The 15,052-nt window shown below is 67.5% G+C and carries 14 protein-coding genes; 5 read left to right on the top strand and 9 right to left on the bottom strand.

Translation table 11 applies throughout. The features are described from left to right. Window positions 1–1,638 carry an acyl-CoA dehydrogenase family protein gene (locus QP457_RS16030; RefSeq protein WP_205406243.1) on the top strand — a complete coding sequence of 546 codons (1,638 nt, stop codon included), beginning with the start codon at window positions 1–3 and terminating at the stop codon, window positions 1,636–1,638. A 307-nt stretch (window positions 1,639–1,945) separates the two neighbouring features. Here QP457_RS16030 and QP457_RS16025 read toward each other — a convergent pair whose 3' ends face one another. The 3 genes from QP457_RS16025 to QP457_RS16015 form a co-directional block, all read right to left on the bottom strand. Next, complete coding sequence (locus QP457_RS16025) at window positions 1,946–2,356, bottom strand: hypothetical protein (RefSeq protein WP_089236410.1); 411 nt, start codon at window positions 2,354–2,356, stop codon at window positions 1,946–1,948. Window positions 2,357–2,505: 149 nt separating this feature from the next. Next, the gene (locus QP457_RS16020) at window positions 2,506–2,847 is read right to left on the bottom strand and encodes a hypothetical protein (protein WP_089236409.1); all 342 of its coding nucleotides are present in this window, start codon (window positions 2,845–2,847) and stop codon (window positions 2,506–2,508) included. Window positions 2,848–2,971: 124 nt separating this feature from the next. Next, window positions 2,972–4,147 carry a thiolase family protein gene (locus QP457_RS16015; protein WP_100553193.1) on the bottom strand — a complete coding sequence of 392 codons (1,176 nt, stop codon included), beginning with the start codon at window positions 4,145–4,147 and terminating at the stop codon, window positions 2,972–2,974. Between the two features lie 181 nt (window positions 4,148–4,328). Between QP457_RS16015 and QP457_RS16010 the strand changes: the two genes are divergently transcribed. After that, window positions 4,329–7,166, top strand: a complete 2,838-nt coding sequence (locus QP457_RS16010; protein WP_205406242.1) for an autotransporter serine protease — start codon at window positions 4,329–4,331, stop codon at window positions 7,164–7,166. 84 nt (window positions 7,167–7,250) lie between these two features. On the opposite strand, the gene QP457_RS16005 is transcribed toward QP457_RS16010, so the two are convergent. Next, complete coding sequence (locus tag QP457_RS16005) at window positions 7,251–8,348, bottom strand: Glu/Leu/Phe/Val dehydrogenase dimerization domain-containing protein (RefSeq protein ID WP_100553191.1); 1,098 nt, start codon at window positions 8,346–8,348, stop codon at window positions 7,251–7,253. Window positions 8,349–8,617: 269 nt separating this feature from the next. Between QP457_RS16005 and QP457_RS16000 the strand changes: the two genes are divergently transcribed. Beyond that, window positions 8,618–9,697: an HDOD domain-containing protein gene (locus QP457_RS16000; RefSeq protein WP_205406241.1), complete on the top strand. Its 1,080-nt coding sequence runs from the start codon at window positions 8,618–8,620 to the stop codon at window positions 9,695–9,697. 3 nt (window positions 9,698–9,700) lie between these two features. Here the strand turns inward: QP457_RS16000 and QP457_RS15995 are convergent, their stop codons facing one another. The 3 genes from QP457_RS15995 to QP457_RS15985 form a co-directional block, all read right to left on the bottom strand. Next, the gene (locus tag QP457_RS15995; protein ID WP_205406240.1) at window positions 9,701–11,311 is read right to left on the bottom strand and encodes a phospholipase D family protein; all 1,611 of its coding nucleotides are present in this window, start codon (window positions 11,309–11,311) and stop codon (window positions 9,701–9,703) included. Window positions 11,312–11,390: 79 nt separating this feature from the next. Beyond that, window positions 11,391–12,089, bottom strand: a complete 699-nt coding sequence (locus QP457_RS15990; RefSeq protein ID WP_205406239.1) for an RNA pseudouridine synthase — start codon at window positions 12,087–12,089, stop codon at window positions 11,391–11,393. 46 nt (window positions 12,090–12,135) lie between these two features. Then, window positions 12,136–12,636 carry a M48 family metallopeptidase gene (locus tag QP457_RS15985; protein ID WP_059064772.1) on the bottom strand — a complete coding sequence of 167 codons (501 nt, stop codon included), beginning with the start codon at window positions 12,634–12,636 and terminating at the stop codon, window positions 12,136–12,138. Between the two features lie 61 nt (window positions 12,637–12,697). Between QP457_RS15985 and QP457_RS15980 the strand changes: the two genes are divergently transcribed. Together QP457_RS15980 and QP457_RS15975 are read left to right on the top strand one after the other, a co-directional pair. After that, complete coding sequence (locus QP457_RS15980; RefSeq protein WP_205406238.1) at window positions 12,698–13,255, top strand: DUF2058 domain-containing protein; 558 nt, start codon at window positions 12,698–12,700, stop codon at window positions 13,253–13,255. Between the two features lie 106 nt (window positions 13,256–13,361). Then, window positions 13,362–13,628 carry a DksA/TraR family C4-type zinc finger protein gene (locus QP457_RS15975; protein ID WP_025879161.1) on the top strand — a complete coding sequence of 89 codons (267 nt, stop codon included), beginning with the start codon at window positions 13,362–13,364 and terminating at the stop codon, window positions 13,626–13,628. 528 nt (window positions 13,629–14,156) lie between these two features. Here QP457_RS15975 and QP457_RS15970 read toward each other — a convergent pair. Both QP457_RS15970 and QP457_RS15965 read right to left on the bottom strand, forming a co-directional pair. Further along, entirely contained in the window at window positions 14,157–14,750 is a 594-nt protein-coding gene (locus QP457_RS15970) for a mechanosensitive ion channel family protein (protein WP_080353823.1), read from the bottom strand. A gap of 35 nt (window positions 14,751–14,785) precedes the next feature. After that, window positions 14,786–14,965, bottom strand: a complete 180-nt coding sequence (locus tag QP457_RS15965; protein WP_180166252.1) for a hypothetical protein — start codon at window positions 14,963–14,965, stop codon at window positions 14,786–14,788. Window positions 14,966–15,052 lie beyond the last annotated feature (87 nt).

Below are 15,052 nucleotides of genomic sequence, written 5' to 3'. Positions count from 1 at the left end.
ATGAGTGGACCGAGCTTCAACAGCAGCGCTCCCTACGAAACCCACGTGGTGCTCAACCAGCCGCCACCGTTCGCCGGTCGCCAGTTGTGGACCGACGACGTCGCACTGATGGAGGCCGTGCAGCGCGAGGGTGCGGCAGCGTTCGCGCCACGCCTGGCGGTGTATGGAGGGCTGGCCGGGGACGAGCTGTACCGCATCGGCTTCGACGCCAACCGCGACCGCCCACGCCTTCGCACGCACGATGCGCAGGGCCATCGCATCGATACCGTGGAATTCCATCCGGCGTACCACCAGCTGATGCAGACGGCGAAGGAGCATGGCGTTGCCGGGTTGTCCTGGCATGAGCCGCAGCCCGGCGCCCATGTCGCGCGCGCTGCACTGAGCTACCTGCACCACCAGGCCGAGGCCGGCACCAGCTGCCCGTTGACCATGACCCATGCAGCGGTAGCCGTGCTGCGCGGGCAGCCGCATCTGGCCGAGTGGTCGCGCAAGGCCGCCGCACCGGTATACGACCCGCGTGATGTGCCGGTGGCCGACAAGGCCGGCATCACCCTGGGCATGGGCATGACCGAGAAGCAGGGCGGCTCGGACGTGCGCGCCAACACTACCCGCGCCGAACCCATCGATGGCGAGCGCTATCGGTTGATCGGGCACAAGTGGTTCTTCTCCGCACCGATGTGCGATGGCTTCCTGGTACTGGCGCAGGCGCCGGCCGGATTGACCTGCCTGTTGATGCCACGGCGGCTGGCCGACGGCGATCGCAATGCGTTTCGCCTGATGCGCTTGAAGGACAAGCTGGGCGACTGGGCCAACGCCTCCAGTGAAGTGGAGTTCTGCGGTGCGCAGGCTTGGCGGGTGGGCGAGGAAGGGCGTGGCGTGGCCACCATCATCGGCATGGTGATGATGACCCGGCTGGACTGCATGCTTGGCGCTGCGGCGGAAATGCGCATGGCGCTGGCACAGGCGCTGCATCACGCGCGGCATCGACGCACCTTTGGAAAGCCACTGATGGACCATCCGCTGATGGCCAACGTGCTGGCCGATCTGGCGCTGGAGTCGGAAGCCGCCACGGTGCTGGCGATGCGTATCGCGCGCGCGGTCGATCACGCCGGTAGCGATCCGGCCGAGGCCGCACTTGCGCGGCTGGGTACGGCATTGGGCAAGTACTGGATATGCAAGCGTGCGCCTGCGTTCGTCAACGAAGCACAGGAGTGCCTGGGCGGTGCCGGCTACGTGGAGGAATCGATGTTGCCGCGGCTGTACCGGCAGGCGCCGTTGAATTCGATCTGGGAGGGCAGCGGCAACATCCAGTGCCTGGATGTGCTGCGCGCGCTGGCGCGCGAACCGGAGGTGCTGGCGGCACTACGCGGTGAACTGGAGGCGGTATCCGACCGTGATGCGCGCTATGCGGCGGTGCTGCAGCAGTGGCGCGATGCGGCGGCACCGGAGGAGGCACAGGCGCGGGTGTTCTGCGAACGCACGGCCTTGCTGCTGCAGGCGGCGTTGTTGCTGCGTGCACGCAGTCCGATGGCCGATGCATTCATCCGCAGCCGGCTGCAGGGCGAACATGGGTTGGCATTCGGCACGCTGCCGGCCGGGGTGGATGTGGCGGGGATGCTGGCGCGCGCGCTGCCGTAGGTGACGGCCAACGGCGGAGCCCCTCGTGGTGGGCGCTGCTGGAGTGTGAGCAGCGCCGCGCGGGTGCGCTGCGCAGGGGGCGCTGCAAGTACGTCCCTGTAAGCTCGGTCGCCGCATCCATGCGGCTCACGCCCCTGCGCAGCCCACCCGCGCGGCCTTGGGCGGTTTCCGTGGGCGCCCAGCACGGAATCAACAGAAGAAGCGAAAAGCAGAAAAGCCGCGGCGATGCCGCGGCTTTTCCTGTAGAGCTGAGCCCGTGCTCGGCTTTTCCGGTAGCGCCGCGCCATGCCCGGCGAACGCGAAGGCCTTAGTGCTTGGCTTCTTCCTTGGCGGCGGTGGCCTTGGCGTCGTCGGCCACATCGCGAGCCTTGTCGGCGACCTTCTGCGCGGCATCGGCAGTGGCGTCGCTGGCGTGCGCGGCGGCATCGGTCGCTGCGACCTTGGCCTTGTCGGCCGCGTTGGCGGTGGCGGCGGCAGCGCTGTCCAGCGCCTGCTGGGTGTCGGCGGCAGCCTGCTCGGAGGCGGCGGCGGTCTTGTCGGCGGCGTCACGGGTGGCTGCGGCGGCCTTGTCGACGGCATCGCGTGCGGCGGCACCGGCGCTGTCGGCGGCCTGCGCGGCATCCTGCTTGGCCTGTTCGGCTTCCGGGCCCTTGCAGGCAGCCAGTGCAAGCAGCAGGGAGGCGGCCAGCAGGGTGGTGGTCAGCGGGCGAATCTTCATGGCGGTCTCCGGTACTGCAATGGATGGGGACGCCAGCCTATTCATACCGTTGTGAAGACGTGGTGGTGACCTGCACACGGAACTGCGCGCAAAGAAAAAGCCGCTGGCGAACCAGCGGCTTCTTCAGAACAGCTTGAAGAAAGAAGTTATTACTTCTTGGCTTCTTCAGCAGCGTCCTTGGCCTTCTCGGCGGTGCCTTCAGCAGCCTTGGCAGCGTCGGCAGCAGCGCCGGCAGCAGCGTCGGTGGCAGCGCCAGCAGCCTGGGCAGCGGCGTCAACCGAAGCGTCAGCAGCGGTGGCGGCGGTGTCAGCGGCCTGCTGGGCAGCGTCGGCGGTCTGGGCGCCAGCAGCGGCGGCCTGGTCGGCAGCAGCCTGGGCTTCGGTGGCGGCCTGGTTGGCCGAAGCAGCGGCGTCCTGGGCAGCTTCCTGCTTCGAGCAGGCGGCCAGGGCCAGAGCCAGGGACATCGCGACCAGCAGCTTGTTGATGCTCATTGTGTAAATCCTCGTCGTTAGAATTAGGCAACGCGCATGCTGCGCGCCGACAACATGATGACAAGCCAAGATTGGGTGTCAAGCGATCCCGCATTCATTTTTGCGAAATAGACGTTAAACCCTTTCAGATCAACTCGATGGCGATAGCCGTCGCTTCGCCGCCGCCGATGCACAGGGTGGCAATGCCGCGCTTGCCGCCGCGCGTGCGCAATGCGTTGACCAGGGTGACCACCAGGCGTGCGCCGGAGGCACCGATGGGATGGCCCAGCGCGCAGGCACCGCCATTCACGTTGAGCTTGTCGTGCGGGATGCCCAGTTCGCGCATCGGTGCCATCGCCACCACGGCAAAGGCCTCGTTGATTTCGAACAGATCGATCTGGTCCAGCGACCAGCCGGTCTTCTCCAGCAGGGTGTGGATGGCGCCGATCGGGGCGGTGGTGAACCACTCCGGTTCCTGCGAATGGGTGGCATGGCCGACGATGCGCGCCAGCGGCTGCAGGCCGCGTGCGGCAGCATCTTCTTCGGTCAGCAGGACCACGGCGGCGGCGCCATCGGAAATGCTGGAGGAACTGGCGGCGGTCACGCTGCCGTCCTTCTTGAAGGCCGGGCGCAGGGTCGGGATCTTGGCGATGTCCGAACGGCCGGGCTGTTCGTCGCTGGCGACCTCGACTTCACCCTTGCGGGTGGCGACCTTCACCGCAACGATTTCGTCGGCGAACGCGCCGTTGGCCTGGGCTGCCTGTGCGCGCTTGACCGATTCGATGGAGTAAGCGTCCTGCTCTTCGCGGGTGAACTGGTACTTGTCCACGGCGCATTCGGCGAACTCGCCCATGGCCTTGCCGTCATAGGCGTTGACCAGGCCGTCGTGGGCCATGTGGTCCACAGCCTGGAAGTTGCCGAAACGGTTGCCGGTGCGCGAATTGGGCAGCAGGTGCGGGGCGTTGGACATCGATTCCATGCCGCCGGCGACCACGACCTTGGCCGAACCGGCCTTGATCAGGTCATGGCCGAGCATGATGGCCTTCATGCCCGAACCACAGACCTTGTTGAGGGTGGTCGCGCCGACCGACAGCGGGATGCCGGCGGCGATCGCTGCCTGGCGGGCAGGGGCCTGGCCGAGATTGGCCGGCAGCACGCAGCCCATCAGGACTTCGGAGACGTCGCTGGCAGGAACGCCCGACTGTTCCAGCGCGGCGGCGATGGCGGCCGCGCCGAGGGTCGGGGTCGGAACGCCGTTGAACTGGCCGAGGAAGGAGCCGATGGCGGTGCGCTTGGCGGCGGCGATGACGATGTTGGACATGGCAATCTCGTTGATGCGTGAGCAATGTTCGGAAAGGAGACGACGGGCGTTGGAAGCGGCGCCGTTTCCCGGCAGACTGCGTGGGGGTCGGCTCAGTATAGAGGGTCGGCGAAGACTGCCGCTGGGCAGTCCTGGATGCCTGCCCGGATGGCGGCAGGCCAACGTTCATGGGAAGGAAACGATGGAACGTAAGACGATGGGAAGGTCGGTCCTGGCATCGGCGCTGGCGGTGGCGCTGTCGGCGTGTGGCGGTGGAGGGGGCGGCAGCAACGTGCGCATCGACCCGCCACCGGTTACGCCACCGGTCACGCCCCCGGTCACCCCGCCTCCCGCGTCCAAGCCGCTGGAGCCGGCGGTGGATGCGCATCTGGCACAGACCAACGCGCGTGCCGCACAGGCCACTGGCGTGACCGGCCGCGGCGTGCGCATCGGCATTGTCGATTCGGGCGTGCTGCGCAACGCCGAGGCACTGAACGGACGGGTAGTGGCCAACCTCAACTACATCGACCCGAGCCGCAACAATCTCAACGTCGATGACGTGCTTGGCCATGGCACGGCCGTGGCCAGCCTGGCTGCCGGTGCATCGGTGGGGGTCTGGCCCGGAGGCATCGCACCGGGTGCGGAGATCGTCTCGGCGCGGATCATTTCCGACACCGCGCCCCAGGATGACGGCAGCGGCAAGGGCAACTCCTTCAGCGGCACGCTGGGCGTGGCCGGGGTCCACCAGGACCTGATCGGCTACGGCGTGAAGGTGATGAACAATTCCTGGGGCGGCCTGTACTGGACCGACCTCGGCACCACCGCGCAGGTCGCGGCCGAATACCGCCCCTTCATCATCAACCACGGTGGCCTGGTGGTGTTCGCCGCAGGCAATGAGGGGCGCGACCAGCCCAGCAGCGTGGCCGCGTTGCCCAGCCAGCGTGGCCTCGGCGGATCGCTGCCCGCAGCCGATCTGGAAAAAGGCTGGCTGGTGGCCACCGCGATCGATCCGAACAAGCCGGGTGAGCGTGCCCCCTGGGCCAATGCCTGTGGCGACGCCGCGCGTTACTGCCTGACCGCTCCCGGCAGCGCGGTGTTCCCCGAACCGGGTACCGGCAAGTATCTGTGGAACTACGGCACATCCTTCGCCGCGCCGCTGATCTCCGGCGCTGCGGCGCTGGTCTGGCAGCGCTACCCGTACTTCGACAACGACCTGGTGCGGCAGACCCTGCTCGGCACGGCCACCGACATCGGTGCGCCCGGCGTCGATCCGATCTACGGCTACGGCCTGCTCAACGTCGGCAAGGCGGTGAACGGTCCCGGCCGCTTCGACTGGGGCGATGTCACGGTCAATGTCGACGCGCCATCCTCGGGCTCGATCTGGAGCAACGACATTGCTGGCGCTGGCGGCCTGGTCAAGCGCGGCGATGGCCGGCTGGAGCTGAGCGGCAACAACAGCTACAGCGGCGATACCCGCATCGAGCGCGGCAGCCTGGCCCTGCGGGGCGGCGCAGTGATCCGTTCCAACGTCAGCATCTCTGGTGCCGGCGGTGTCTCGATGGCCGGCCTGCAGTTCATGCCGGGCACGCCGCGGGTGATCGGCAACGTCGACAACGGCGCCAGCGTGGTGCTGATCAACGCCAACACCACCGCGACCATCGAAGGTAATTACAGCCAGCGTCCGGATGCGCGGCTGATCGTCGCGCTGGGCGTGAACGCGCTGCAGGTGACCGGTACCGCACGGTTGGCCGGCGGCGTGGTGGTCGATGGCATCGTTTCCGGTTACGTGCCGCAGGTCGGCAGCCGCCAAGCGCTGATCCACGCCAACGGCGGTATCAACGGTACGTTCACCACACCGGTGTCCAACACCGGCGCCAACGGCCTGACCCTGCTGCAGGCACAGTACGGCTATGGCAGCAACGACGCGTGGATGGACCTGACCCAGGTCAATGTTTCCGCCGCTGCGTCCGGCCTGGGCGCCAATGCACAGGCATCGGCACTGCGGGTGGAGTCGGCATTCACCGCGCTGGACCGCAATGCGGATCTGCAGGGTTCGGCGTTCGGTGCGGCCGCCGGCGCGCTGCAGCGTACGGCGGGCGGCACCGATGGCCTGTCGGCGAGCCTGGAGAGCCTGTCCGGACAGGCGCATGCGCGTGCCGAAGCCTCGACCTTCGACAGCGTGGACATGTCGCGCCGTGCGGTTGCCGAGCGCTTCGACCGCGTGCAGGCGGCGCCGAAGCTGCGTGGCGCCTGGCAGAGCGCGCTGGGTGAAGCCGGGCAGGGCAGTTTTGCCGGCAATGCCGCCGACAGCCGGGGCTGGATGGCCGGCCAGGACGTAGCACTGGGCAGCAACGGTCTGCTGGGCATGGCTTTCGGTGAAACCCGCAGCAACGGCGGCAGCAACTTCAGTGGCGATCGCGGTCGCGACCGCCAGACGCAGGCGCAACTCTATGCCGGCTGGAACCTGGGGCGTGGCTATGCCCTGGCCCAGTTCGGCACCGGCCAGTTCGCCCGTGAACTGGACCGTCAGTTGCTGCTGGGTGCCGGTGCCTACGGTGTGTCCGCGCGCTACGGCGGGCGTTTCAGCAGTGCCAGCGTCGAAGGCGGCTATCGTTTCGGGCGCATCGGTGCGTCGTTGACCCCGTACCTGGGGGCCAGCAGCACGCGCCTGGATACCGATGGCTTCAGCGAGCAGGGTGGCTTCGGCTTCGGCCTGCGCGGGGAGGCGTCACGTGCACAGCGCAGCCAGATGCTGGCGGGCCTGCGCGGCGAGCGGCAGTGGGGTCGTTGGACCCTGCGCGGCCATGCCGAGTGGCAGCAACGGCTGGATGGCAGTGAGCAGGCCTGGCAGGCAAGCTTCGTCGGTGTTGATGCCTGGGCGCCGTTGGCCGGTGTCGACGCACCGCGGGGCAGTGCCTTGTTCGGCTTGGCGCTGGAATCATGGTGGGGCCGCAATGGCCGCCTGAGCCTGGGTATCGACCAGCGCGTGGGTGGCAACGATGCACGTCAGGCGGCGCTGCGCTACAGCGCTGGCTTCTGATCGTAGCGCCGGGCCTGCCGCCCGGCGCGTTCATCCGGCGCTGCCGACCATGGGTCGGCACGCGCACGGTTCGCGAGGCGGCGATCAGCCGCCGCGCAGATTGCCCAGGCGCGGCGTGCTGCGGCCCAGCGGCATCTTCAGCTTGCCGATCGACAGGATGCGCGCTTCGGCGATCCGGTCGGCGGCACGCTGCGGGGCGATGTTCTCGCGCTGCGACAGTTCGAAGATGCGCGTCAGGTTGTGGTAGATGCTGCGGATCAGCCGCATCGCGCGCTCGCGGTTGTAACCGTCGATTTCCAGCGACACGTTCATCACGCCACCGGCGTTGACCGCGTAGTCAGGCGCATACAGGATGCCGCGCGCATGCAGTTCGTCGCCGATCTCCAGGCTGGACAGCTGGTTGTTGGCAGTGCCACAGATGATCTTCGCCTTGATCCGCGGCAGGGTGTCGGCGTTGATCGCGCCTTCCAGCGCGCACGGCGCGAACACATCGGCGTTCACTTCGTGGATCTCGTCCGGCTTGACGGCCTCGGCGCCGAAGTCGTTGACCGCACGATCCACCAGCGCGCTGTCCAGATCGGTGACATACAGCTTGGCGCCACGGTCGCGCAGCAGCTTCACCAGTTCCATGCCGATATGGCCCAGGCCCTGCACCGCGATGCTGGTCTTGCCCACTTCCTCATGGCCGAACTTGAAGCGCATCGAGGCCATCAGCGCCTGCAGCGCGCCATAGGCGGTGAACGGGGCCGGATCACCCGAGCCGCCATGGACCTGGTGCACGCCGGTGACGAACTGGCTCTCCAGGTAGATGTTCTCCATGTCGTTGACGTCGGTACCGACATCCTCGGCGGTGATGTAGCGACCGCCCAGCGAATCGACGTAGCGGCCGAAGGCGCGGAACAGCACTTCGGTCTTGTCGACCTTGGGGTCGCCGATGATCACCGCCTTGCCGCCACCGACATTGAGACCGGCCAGCGCATTCTTGTAGGTCATCGTGCGGCTCAGCCGCAGCACATCGGCCAGCGCATCGTCAGTGCTGGCGTAAGGGCGCATGCGCACCCCGCCCAGGGCGGGGCCCAGGGTGGTGTTGTGGATGGCGATGATCGCCCGCAGGCCGGCATCCTGGTTGTGGCAGAACACCACCTGTTCGTGGCCGGTGGTTGCGAGGGTTTCGAATAGCATGGGGTCTCCGATGGCGCGATCTGCGGTGAACTGCGGCGAACTGCCAATGAACGGTAGGGTCCGAAAACAAAAAAAGCGACGTCGTCGGTACAGGGGGACGGGTCGCGCGGCGCCATTCTAGTCCATTCGCCCGGGATATGCCGTCGACGCAGGAAGCGCCCGGGTTAAAGAAGATGAAAGTGCGGCCGATGCTGCGACGACGGCAGGTGGCCGGATGTGATGAAGGCGCAGGCAGTGGCAGCAGCAGGAAAACGACAGGATGGGCGGCGATGACCGCAGCGTGGTGGCGATCTGTGCTGCGTTGGCTGTCGCAGCTGACCGGGCAGGCCCCGGCACGTCTGGCCGCAGCCCCCCGCCAGGCCGTGGCCGCGGCGGCGGCAAGCCTGCAGGGTGACGCCTTGCCGGCGGCCGAGGTCGCCGCTCACCTGCAGCGCGGGCTGCATGCACTGGCCCTGTATCCGCGCTTGGCCGGCGAACCGACCGCGGTCAGCGCGTCGGGTCTGGCCGAGGCGGTGGACCGCGCGCTGCAGGACCGTGACTGGGCTACCCGGCAGCTGCCGCGGCGTCCGCAACTGCTGCCGCAGCTGATCCAGACGGTCAATGACGACGTTGCATCGGCGCGGGTGATGGCCGCGATCATCGGCCAGGATCCGGTGCTGACCGGCAACCTGCTGCGGATCGCCAACAGCCCGGCCTACAAGGTGCACGAGCGGCCCGTGGAAAGCCTGCAGCGGGCGGTGACCCTGGTCGGCACCGAAGGCGTGCGGCAGATCATCAGCGCAGTGCTGGTGCAGCCGGTGATGCAGGTGCAGTGCGAGGTGTTCCCGCAGTTCAGTTCGATCATCTGGGAGCACGCGCTGCTGGCTTCGCGCGCGGCCGCCGACCACGCGCGCACGGTCACCTTCGGCGATGCCTTCGCTGCGCAATGGCTGGGCCTGGTGCAGGGCCTGGGCGCAGCGCTGGTCATGCGGCAACTGCTGCAGGAAGCGCAGGCACGCGGCGAAGAGGTGGAGCCGGCGCTGACCCTGCAGTTGCTGCAGCAGTGGTCACTACCGCTGGCACAGCGGGTGGCTGCCGCCTGGGAACTGCCCGAGCCGGTGCATCAGGCCCTGGCGCCTGACGCTGACGGTCCGCTGGCCGACAGCCTGCGACTGGCCAGCGCCGCTGCGGCGGCCAGCCTGCTGTGCCGGCACGGGCATGCCAGCCAGGGCCGCATGCTGGCTTTGCTGGAACAGCTGCCGGCAGCGCCGCCGCACGCGCTGCGCTGGATCTGGCGGCGCCTGCACGGGCGCAATGTGGAAACCCTGGACGAGAGCCTGCACGGCGATGGCGAAGGGCTCGCCCGCTGATCGTTACAGCTGCGATTCCAGCGGCAACCAGCTGATCACCCGCGCCGTCCAACGCTTGCCAAGGCTGCTGCCGGGCTCGGCTTCGACCCAATGCGGTGGCGGCTCGCGCTGCAGCCAGCGCAGTTCATCATCAGCGCCCAGCGCCAGCCACCAGCTGTGTTCCGGGCTGGCCAGGCGCAGGTATTCCGCACGCAGCTGCGCGCCCAGCACCGGGTCGTCGAACAGCACGCCCATCTCGGTGTTGAGATAGGCCGAACGCGGATCGAGGTTGAACGATCCGACGAACCCGCGCTGGTCGTCGACCAGCAATGCCTTGGTGTGCAGGCTGGCGCCACTGCTGCCGAACAGGCTGCTGTCACCGGTCTGGCCGCTCGCCTTCAGTTCGTACAGCTGCACGCCGGCCTTCAGCAGCGGCACCCGGTAGCCCATGTAACCACCGTGCACGGCAGCCACATCGTTGGCCGCCAGTGAGTTGGTCACCACGCCGACCTGGGCGCCACGCCCCGCCATCGCCGAAAGGCCGTCCAGCCCTTCGCTGCCGGGCACGAAGTACGGTGAGATCAACAGTGCCTTGTAGCGCGTCGACTGCAGCTGCCGGACCAGCGCGGTGACCAGCCAGTCGTCATGCGCATCGCCGTGGTGCTTCATCGGTGGATCGGACAGGATCCGTACCTGCGTGCTCCAGTGCAGCGGCTCGGGGCTGGCGCGCTGGCGCTGGCGCGACTCTGCCACGCGCTGCAGGTACGGTTGCGCCTGCGCATGCAGCGCGTCCAGATCGGACTGGCGTACCAGCTGGCGCAGCTGCGCATCGGTGTAGGTCGCCAGCGCCGAGATCGGAATGGCCGCGTCGCTGTTCCAGTAGTCGTCGAAGATCTGGTTGGCCTGCTGCACGGCCGGGCCGGCCACCACCAGGTCCAGGTCCTGGAAGTTCACATCGCTGCGCGCGCTGAAATATTCTTCACCGATGTTGCGGCCGCCGACGATGGCGATGCGCCCATCGGCGATCCAGCTCTTGTTGTGCATGCGGTGGTTCACGCTGAAGGCGCGTTGCACCAGTTCCAGCGTGCGGGCGATGCCGCTGCGGTTGCGGAACGGGTTGTACAGGCGAAGCTCGATGTTGGGATGCGCATCGAGCGCCATCATCAGCGCATCCTTGTCCTTGGCGTTCATGTCATCGAGCAGGATGCGCACGCGCACGCCACGTTCGGCAGCGTCGTACAGCGCCTTGGCCATCAGGTGGCCGATCAGGTCGTCGTGCCAGATGTAGTACTGCAGGTCCAGGCTGCGGCCTGCATGTTCGGTGATCATCGCGCGGGCGGCGAACGCATCCATGCCATCGCTGAGGAAGGCCACGCCAGACTGCCCAGGATGGGCAGCCTGCAGCGGCATGATCTGTCGATCAATGGGCGTCTGCGCAGGCTGCAGTGGCAGCACCTGCGACGCTTCACCGCGCGCCTGCGGGGCCAGGTGGTCGGCCAGCAGCAGGCCGGACAGGACCAGCAGAAGCAGGGCAGCGATGATGATCGCGGCGACGCGCAGCAGACGCCGCCATAGGGGTTTGCGCAGACTCATGACGCCGATGGTAGTTCCACGCCGCGCGTAGATCCACGCCACGCCTGGAAGTAGATCCACGCCATGCGTGGATGAAGCGCCATCAGTAGATCCACGCCATGCGTGGATGAAGCGCCGTGACTCAGAACCGCTCGTCGCTGCCCAGATAGCGCCACTGGCCCACGGCCAGCGGGCCCAGCGCCACCCGGCCGATGCGCAGGCGGCGTACGGCCACAACCTGCAGGCCGGCGGCCGTCACCGCAGTCCTCAGTCCCTTCGCGGTCAGCCCCTTGCCTGCAAAGCGCAGGCGCTGCTCGCTCTGCCAGCTGACCTTGGGGCCGCCGGCTTCATGCTGCAGCCGGGCCATCAGCCACGGGCCACGTTCCGGGCCGCCTTCAGCCACTTCGACCAGATATTCCTGTTCGGTGCGGCCCAGGTTCCGCTGCAGGTGCGCGAGCACGGCCGGATCCTGGCTGACCACCACCAGCCCGTTGTCGTCGGCCGGCAGCGAGGAGGCCAGCTGCAGGCCGTGGAAGTGCCGCTGCAGCGGACGGATGTCACTGGCATCCAGTTCGCTGCGGGCTTCGGTGCGGATCAGCGCGCACAGGGCATCGGCCGGCACGCCTGCCGGCTTGTGCAGCAGCATGCTGGCGCGCTCGGCCTTGCTGTCGCTGGCCTGCTCGGCCACCACGATGCTGGCGCTCTCGTCCACCGGGCGCTGCGGCTGTTCCACCACCTCGCCATCGACGCTGACCCAGCCGCCCTCGATATAGCGCCGCGCTTCACCACGCGGGATGCCGAGCAGGGCGGACAGGCGTTTGTCGAGTCGGGTCGGTTCCATGGCGAAAGGTCGGGCAGGGGGCGCGCAGTGTAGCCGCTACGCCGTTTCAGCGCTGGCCACGGTTGGCCAGCTCGGTCAGGTACAGCCGGGTATCGAACTCCAGCTGCAGGTAATCGGGCTCCATGTGCTGGCACAGCTGGTAGAAGGCCTTGTTGTGGTCGGCCTCCTTCAGATGCGCCAGTTCGTGCACCACGATCATGCGCAGGAAGGCGGCTGGCGCCTGCCGGAACACGGTGGCGATGCGGATCTCGCGGCTGGCCTTGAGCCGGCCCCCGTGCACGCGGGAAATGGCGGTGTGGGTGCCCAGGGCATGCTTGATGACTTCCAGCGTGTTGTCGTAGCAGACCTTATTGAGCGGCACCGACTTGCGCAGGTAGCGGTCCTTCATGTCCTGGGTGTAGTCGTACAGCTGGCGGTCGCTGCGCACCTCATGCGGGTCCGGGTAGCGCTGCTGCAGCCAGGGGCCCAGCTTGCCCTGGGCCAGCAGGTCGCTGACCTGGGCGACCAGGGGTTCGGGGTAGCCGGTGAGGTACTTCAGGACAGCCATGCAGGGGCGTCGGCGCGTCGGTAGAATGGGGCATCCAGATTACACGCGGTACGTATCGACCATGGCAAAGCCCAACGCGCTGCAGGAACAATTGCTCAAGGCCGGCCTGGCCAAGAAGTCGCAGGCCAGCGCCGCCGCGCGTGAACAGGCCAAGGCCCGCCAGGGCAAGGCCGAGTCGACGTCGGCGGAAGTCCAGCGTGAAGCTGAACGCGCTCGCGCCGAGAAGGTCGAGCGCGACCGCGCGCTGGCCGCCGAACGCAACGCGCAGGCCAAGCTGGCTGAACAGAAGGCGCAGGCGAAACAGATCATCAGCGCCCACGCCGTGCCGCACAAAGGCGAGGACGAGTACCGCTTCAGCGATGGCGCGGTGATCCGCACCCTGTTGATCGATACCAAGCTGCGCAAGGCGCTGTCGGTGGGCGTGCTGGTCATCGTGGCCCACGGCGACGGCTACGCGGTGCTGCCGCGCGCGGCGGCTGAAAAAGTGCGTGAGCGCGCCCCGGAAGCGATTGTTGTCGACCATGGCACGCCCGGCTCCAGCGCCGAGATTTCCACCGGCAACGCCGAGGACGACGCCTACTACGCGCAGTTCCAGGTTCCCGACGACCTGGTCTGGTAAGGCGGCGCTGAACCGGCCGCAGCGTCCGCCGGGCATGGCCCGGCGCTACCGATTGCGGCGGGGTGTATCGTCCCCATATCAGGCGACACCCCTGCGGAGGATGGCCATGGCTACCGGTTGGGCCGGAGATGGCGCGGTCCAGGACCAGATCGACGCCACCGTCGACGATGCGATTGCCCGCGCGCGGCGTCAGCTGCGCCAGGGCCCAGGTCTGGAACACTGTGAGGAATGCGACGCGCCGATTCCGTTGGCGCGGCGTCAGGCGGTGCCTGGGGTTCGGCTGTGCGTGAACTGCCAGCAGGCGCACGACGAAGAGGAACAGGCGCAGAGTGGCTACAACCGGCGCGGGAGCAAGGACAGCCAGCTGCGGTGAAGGGGGGGCGGCAGGGCTGTGCCCTGCACCTGCAGATGCTTCAAGCCAAGGCAAAGGCAACAGCAAAAGCTGGCATTCCGTGGGGTGGTGGGGCGGTGTCGGATTGCGGGGACGCCGCAAGTACGTCCTTGTAGGCTTGGCAGCCGCATCCATGCGGCTGACACCCCGCAATCCGACACCGCCCCACCTCTGACAGTTTTCCGGTGCCTGGTAGATCCACGCCATGCGTGGATGAATTCCGATGGAAATCGAATATTTCGATATTGGAATTTGATGAAAGAGCATCCACGCATGGCGTGGATTACAGATCGCGGAGATCTGTCGAAGGCGGGGTGGGGCCGGTGGCAGGGGCGTGAGCCGCATGGATGCGGCGACCGAGCTTACATGGACGTACTTGCAGCGGCCCCTGCCACCGGGCCCACCCCGCCATCCCACAGGAACCCAGCCTTTGCTGTTGAGGTTGCCGGCCAGCGGCCGGCACTACCGCTTCGGCGGGTGCAGGGCGCAGCCCTGCCGACCAACCCAACCTCAGCCGTCGCCCTGGATGCCGCCGGGCGCCTGCGTCGGGTCGCGCCAGCGGCGCACCGTGCGCTGGAAGAACAGGTTGTTCGGCAGCTGCAGCACCGTGCCCTCGTGGCCGTCACCGGTTTCCTGCAACGTGGTGTAGATCAGGTTGACGTCGATCACCCGGCCCTTCAGTCCGGGCTTTTCGCCGTTTTCCAGCACTTCGATGTAGTCATGCAGGCGGAACGGCCGCGTGGTGAAGATCAGCAGCGTACAGAAGATGTTGGACAGCACGCTCCAGGCCGCGAAGAACGCCACCGCGCCCACCGCAGCAAAACCGGTGAAGGCCGTCCACAACACCGAGGGGGATGCGCCGAGCAGGCTGAGGATGTACAGCACCGCGCTGAAATAGACCACGAAACTGGTGATCCGGCGCGCACCCATCACCATTTCCGGTGGCAGCGTGTAGTGATCGGCGAAGCGGCGGATCAGGCGCCGGGCCAGCACCCGCAGCAGCCAGGCGGCGAGCAGGGTGATCAGGATCTGCAGGGCGATCCCGATGTCATGCAGCCAGGGGTGGGTCCAGGCGGGCAGGTGGTCCTTCAGCGACAACATCATGGGGCGACAACATGTGACGGAAACGGGTCTTGATGTTACCCGGCGCGTGTCGACGTTTCGACCGCCTGTACCCAGGCAAGGCAGACAAGATCCTGTTTGTGCTGCTGCAGGCAGGCGCGGCCGCTCTCGGCACGCCAGTGCAGGGAAACGCCGAACGCCTGCAGCAGCATGCAGGCCACGATCGCCAGCAGGGCGGCGCAGGAAGGACTGGACATGGGAGGCTCCTGGCCGGGCAGGCCTGCGGGGGACCTGTGATGGATGCAGCCAGCCGCGAAAAGGTTGCAAGCAGAAAGCGCGTCGGC

Origin of the sequence: Stenotrophomonas sp. As-7 (assembly GCF_030291015.1) — a bacterium.
GTDB classification, from domain to species: domain Bacteria; phylum Pseudomonadota; class Gammaproteobacteria; order Xanthomonadales; family Xanthomonadaceae; genus Stenotrophomonas; species Stenotrophomonas lactitubi.
Note: the sequence above shows the minus strand (reverse complement) of the source record. Positions and strands in the feature narration are given on the sequence as shown.

Excerpts from the sequence above, each read along its gene's own strand:
- QP457_RS16030 (WP_205406243.1), top strand. The coding sequence starts at position 1 with ATGAGTGGACCGAGCTTCAACAGCAGCGCTCCCTACGAAACCCACGTG.
- QP457_RS16025 (WP_089236410.1), bottom strand. The coding sequence starts at position 2,356 with ATGAAGATTCGCCCGCTGACCACCACCCTGCTGGCCGCCTCCCTGCTG.
- QP457_RS16020 (WP_089236409.1), bottom strand. The coding sequence starts at position 2,847 with ATGAGCATCAACAAGCTGCTGGTCGCGATGTCCCTGGCTCTGGCCCTG.
- QP457_RS16015 (WP_100553193.1), bottom strand. The coding sequence starts at position 4,147 with ATGTCCAACATCGTCATCGCCGCCGCCAAGCGCACCGCCATCGGCTCC.
- QP457_RS16010 (WP_205406242.1), top strand. The coding sequence starts at position 4,329 with ATGGAACGTAAGACGATGGGAAGGTCGGTCCTGGCATCGGCGCTGGCG.
- QP457_RS16005 (WP_100553191.1), bottom strand. The coding sequence starts at position 8,348 with ATGCTATTCGAAACCCTCGCAACCACCGGCCACGAACAGGTGGTGTTC.
- QP457_RS16000 (WP_205406241.1), top strand. The coding sequence starts at position 8,618 with ATGACCGCAGCGTGGTGGCGATCTGTGCTGCGTTGGCTGTCGCAGCTG.
- QP457_RS15990 (WP_205406239.1), bottom strand. The coding sequence starts at position 12,089 with ATGGAACCGACCCGACTCGACAAACGCCTGTCCGCCCTGCTCGGCATC.
- QP457_RS15985 (WP_059064772.1), bottom strand. The coding sequence starts at position 12,636 with ATGGCTGTCCTGAAGTACCTCACCGGCTACCCCGAACCCCTGGTCGCC.
- QP457_RS15980 (WP_205406238.1), top strand. The coding sequence starts at position 12,698 with ATGGCAAAGCCCAACGCGCTGCAGGAACAATTGCTCAAGGCCGGCCTG.
- QP457_RS15975 (WP_025879161.1), top strand. The coding sequence starts at position 13,362 with ATGGCTACCGGTTGGGCCGGAGATGGCGCGGTCCAGGACCAGATCGAC.
- QP457_RS15970 (WP_080353823.1), bottom strand. The coding sequence starts at position 14,750 with ATGATGTTGTCGCTGAAGGACCACCTGCCCGCCTGGACCCACCCCTGG.
- QP457_RS15965 (WP_180166252.1), bottom strand. The coding sequence starts at position 14,965 with ATGTCCAGTCCTTCCTGCGCCGCCCTGCTGGCGATCGTGGCCTGCATG.